Origin of the sequence: Arthrobacter agilis (assembly GCF_002953615.1) — a bacterium.
In the GTDB taxonomy this organism is placed as follows: Bacteria; Actinomycetota; Actinomycetes; order Actinomycetales; family Micrococcaceae; genus Arthrobacter_D; species Arthrobacter_D agilis_B.
The window spans coordinates 1,675,583-1,678,905 of sequence record NZ_CP024915.1; the positions used below are offsets into that span (position 1 = coordinate 1,675,583).

Here is a 3,323-nt window from a genome sequence, read left to right on the forward strand (position 1 = left end):
CATCCCGGCGTCGAGCCTCGGCGGCCGCTCGGCCTGAATGAACGGTAGAACGTGCACAACACGAACGCAGACAACACCCCGGCCACGGACACGCACCACCTCGTCGCCGACAACTCCTCCGACGCCATCGACGTCGAGGAGACCCTGGTCACCACGGAGGAGCCGCACGCGGCCGTCGCCGAGACCTTCGCGGACTTCAACGTCCGCCCCGACATCGTCGAGTCCCTGAGCGACGCCGGCATCACCCACCCCTTCCCCATCCAGGCGATGACGCTCTCGATCGCCCTCGGCGGCCACGACATCATCGGCCAGGCGAAGACCGGCACGGGCAAGACCCTCGGCTTCGGCATCCCCGCGATCCAGCGCGTCGTCGGTCCCGACGACGCCGGCTACGAGAAGCTCCCCGTCCCGGGCGCCCCGCAGGCCCTCGTCGTGGTGCCGACGCGAGAGCTCGCCGTCCAGGTGGCGAACGACCTCACGACGGCGGCGAAGAAGCGCAACGCGCGCATCGTCACCATCTACGGCGGCCGCGCGTACGAGCCCCAGATCGAGGCCATCAAGAAGGGCGTCGAGATCGTCGTCGGGACACCGGGCCGCCTGATCGACCTGTACCGGCAGAAACTCCTGGTGCTCAAGAATGTCAAGATCGTGGTGCTCGACGAGGCCGACGAGATGCTGGACCTCGGCTTCCTGCCCGACGTCGAGACCCTGATCGCCGCGACCCCTCCCGTGCGCCAGACCCTCCTGTTCTCGGCCACGATGCCCGGCCCCGTCATCGCGATGGCCCGCCGCTACATGACGCAGCCCACGCACATCCGCGCCGCGGATCCCGAGGACGAGGGCATCACCAAGAAGGACATCCGCCAGGTCATCTACCGGGCGCACAACCTGGACAAGGCCGAGGTGGTGGCCCGCATCCTGCAGGCCCGCGGCCGCGGCCGCGCCATCATCTTCTGCAAGACCAAGCGCACGGCGGCGAAGCTCTCCGAGGAACTGATCGACCGCGGTTTCGCGGCCGGCGCGATCCACGGCGACCTGGGCCAGGGTGCCCGCGAGCAGGCACTGCGTGCCTTCCGCGGCGACAAGATCGACGTGCTCGTGGCCACGGAGGTCGCCGCGCGCGGCATCGACGTCGAGGACATCACGCACGTCATCAACTACCAGTGCCCCGAGGACGAGAAGGCCTACCTGCACCGCGTGGGCCGCACGGGCCGCGCCGGCAAGAAGGGCACCGCGGTCACCTTCGTCGACTGGGACGACGTCCCCCGCTGGGGCCTCATCAACAAGGCCCTCGGCCTCGACACGCCGGAGCCCGTGGAGACCTACTCCTCGTCGCCGCATCTCTACACCGATCTCGACATCCCCGAGGGCACCAAGGGGCGCCTGCCCCGCAAGGACCGCAAGCTCGCCGGCATCAACGCGGAGGTCCTGGAGGACCTGGGCGAGACCGGCAAGCGCGGCGGCGGTGCACGCCCCGACAGTGCCGGGGGCGACGGCGGACGCGGGCGTTCGGGCGGACGCGGCAGCCAGCGCCGCGACGGTGGGACGGCCGGCGACTCCGCCGACGGCCCGCGCAGCCCACGCAGCCGTGGTCGGGGCGGTAACCGTTCCGCGGACGCACCTGCTGCACCGGCGGCATCGGCACCCTCGGGTGACGCCGTCGAGTCCGGCGGACACCGCCGTCGTCCCGGCTCCGACGCCGAGGTTCCCGCGGGCGACCGGCAGCGCCGCAGCCGCACGCGCCGGCGCAACGGCGAGGTCGTCGCGAAGCCGGCCGGCGACGCAGAGGACTAGCCCTCGGTGACCGGACTCCCTGCGCCGTCCGCGCCTCCCACCTGGAGGGCGGACGGCGCGAACCTCGTGGTGCACGCGGACAACGCCGAGTACCTGGCGACGCTGCCGGATGCGGCCTTCACGATGATCTACGTCGATCCCCCGTTCAACACCGGCCGCGCGCAGCGACGCCAGCAGACCACCATGGTGCGGGCTGTCGACGGCGCGGGCGACCGCGTGGGCTTCAAGGGGCTCTCCTACTCGACCGTCAAGGGCATGCTCGCGAGCTACGACGACGCCTTCGAGGACTACTGGGACTTCCTCGTGCCCCGGCTCGCCGAGGCGTGGCGGCTCCTCGCCGACGACGGCACCCTCTACCTCCACCTCGACTACCGCGAGGTGCACTACGCCAAGGTGATGCTGGACGTCCTCTTCGGGCGCGACTGCTTCCTGAACGAGATCATCTGGGCCTACGACTACGGTGCCCGGGCCAAGCGCAGGTGGCCCGCGAAGCACGACAACATCCTGGTGTACGTGAAGAACCCCTCGGCGTACTACTTCAACAGCGACGAGGTCGACCGCGAACCGTACATGGCGCCCGGACTCGTGACGGCGGAGAAGGCTGCGCTCGGCAAGCTCCCCACGGATGTCTGGTGGCACACCATCGTGTCCCCCACGGGCCGCGAGAAGACCGGCTACCCCACCCAGAAGCCCGAGGGCCTGCTCCGGCGCGCCGTCGCGGCGAGCAGCCGGAAGGACGACTGGGTGCTGGATTTCTTCGCGGGGTCGGGAACCCTCGGAGCGGTGGCCGGGAAGCTCGGCCGGCGCTTCGTCTGCGTGGACAGGAACCCGCAGGCCATCGAGGTCATGCGCGAGCGCCTGGCGCCCTGGACCTGACACGCACGGCCGGCTGCCGGGTCCGGCGTAGTCCGGGTCCGGGGGCCGCAGGATCCGGGGCGGACCGGAGGACCTAGCCCAGCGGCGTCCCCGTGGCGAGCCCGGCGATGGCCTCGAGCGTCTCACGGGTCGTGACGTTCTCGCCCAGCAGGTTGGGCTTGCCGCTTCCGTGGTAGTCGCTGGAGCCGGTGACCAGCAGCCCGTTCTCGCGTGCGATCGTCCGCAGTTCTCCGCGTGCACCCTCCGGGTTGTCGCGGTGCTCCACCTCGAGTCCCAGGAGGCCGGCGTCGATCATCTCGTCGATGACGGCGCCCCCCACCACCGCCCCACGGTTGAAGGCCGAGGGATGCGCGAAGACCGGGACGCCGCCGGCAGCGCGGATGAGGGCGACGGCGTGTGCCGGGTGCGGCGCGTAGTGGCTGACCCAGTAGGGGGAACGCGCGGTCAGGATGCGGTCGAAGGCCTCGGACCGCGTGGTCACGACGCCGAGTGCGATCAGGGCGTCCGCGATGTGGGGGCGGCCCACCGTCGCACCCTCGGTCACATGCTCCTCGACCAGGTCCCAGGTGATGGGGAAGTCCTCGGACATGAGCTCGACCATGCGGCGGGCGCGCGTGAGGCGCGCCGTGCGGGACTTCCCGATCTCCTCGCGG

General features: G+C 71.0%; 3 protein-coding genes. 2 read left to right on the plus strand and 1 reads right to left on the minus strand.

The annotated features are described in order from the left end of the window. Nucleotides 1-126 precede the first annotated feature (126 nt). Both CVO76_RS08010 and CVO76_RS08015 read left to right on the plus strand, forming a co-directional pair. On the plus strand, nt 127-1,794 hold the full coding sequence (locus CVO76_RS08010; RefSeq protein ID WP_432206157.1) for a DEAD/DEAH box helicase: 1,668 nt from the start codon (nt 127-129) through the stop codon (nt 1,792-1,794). A gap of 6 nt (nt 1,795-1,800) precedes the next feature. After that, entirely contained in the window at nt 1,801-2,670 is an 870-nt protein-coding gene (locus CVO76_RS08015; protein ID WP_133080979.1) for a DNA-methyltransferase, read from the plus strand. A gap of 73 nt (nt 2,671-2,743) precedes the next feature. On the opposite strand, the gene CVO76_RS08020 is transcribed toward CVO76_RS08015, so the two are convergent. After that, a partial coding sequence (locus tag CVO76_RS08020) for a phosphatase (RefSeq protein WP_208741588.1) occupies nt 2,744-3,323 on the minus strand: 580 nt, incomplete at its 5' end.